The following is a 1034-nucleotide window of genomic DNA, read 5'->3' on the forward strand; positions in this document are numbered from 1 at the left end:
GAGTCCCGTGGGTTCAGCGCGAGTGAAGGTTCCTCATTGGGAACCCGAGGGTGGGTTGCCACCAGGAGCAGGGCTCGACCCGTGGGTTCGAGGTGAACCGACAGTATCGTGTTCGAGCGGACTTTCCAGCAGCGCCCGTGCTGCGGTGGCGTAGCGCAGGGCGGTCTTCTCGTCGAGTCCGAACACGACCGCGAGGTGCAGTGGGTCGGCTCCGTGGGTGAGGGCTTCCTCAAGCTGCCGATCGACACGCAGGCGTTCGAGGGTTGCTTCGTGGCCTCGGAAGGCAGCTTTCAGCCAGAAAGCGCTGACCGGTCCGGTTTCCAGTGCGGTCCGTTGGTTGATGAGCAGGTGCGGGTTAGCGGTGTTCGGCCAGCGTGAACGCCGATAGTCCAGCCAGTTCAGCAGCTCGCGGTGGGTGAGCTCGTCGAGAGGGCGGGTCCGGTCGGCGATGGTCAAACGCCGGTTGCCGATGTCGACGTCGTCGAGGTGCAGACGCCGGATCCCGTCGGAACGGGCGGCATGGATGGTGGCCAGGGCGATGATGAGCCGGTCCGCCGGCCTGACGGCGGCTGTGACGGTCTTTTTGACTTGGTCAGGCAGAAGCGGCTGAAGCGGCTGGAGCAGCGTGGAGTGGCGTTCGCCGACCCGGATCCGAGCGGTGGGGTTCCGGAACACCATGCCGGTCTTCTTGGCCATGCGGAATAGGGATCGCAGGGAGATCAGGGTGTTCTGCCGTTGGGAGCCGTGGAGGGTGTCGAGGGCGTTGAGCACGTCCTCGCGGGTGACCTCGCGCAGGTGGTCGTAACGATCCGACCAGGCCAGCAGCACCGGCCGGGCGAAGTTGAGGTGGCTCCGAACTGTTTCGATGCTGCGGGACCGGATGCGGGGGCCGCCGTCGTGTAATGCTCGTAGCCATCGCTCGGTCTCGCGGGCGATTCCTGGTGCGATGCCGTCAAGTTTGCGTTCAAGCCAGTCCTCAAAGGACGGCCGCCGGTCGTCGATAAGGATGCCCATCTCGGCGAGCACGCCGGCCG

Annotated in this window: 1 pseudogene; it reads right to left on the minus strand. The window is 65.8% G+C overall.

The features are described from left to right. Positions 1-33: 33 nt before the first annotated feature. Positions 34-1034: pseudogene (locus tag AB0I53_RS49620) on the minus strand (integrase); the annotation flags it as partial.

The sequence above is a fragment of the Saccharopolyspora sp. NPDC050389 genome (assembly GCF_040655595.1).
Classification (GTDB): domain Bacteria; phylum Actinomycetota; class Actinomycetes; order Mycobacteriales; family Pseudonocardiaceae; genus Saccharopolyspora.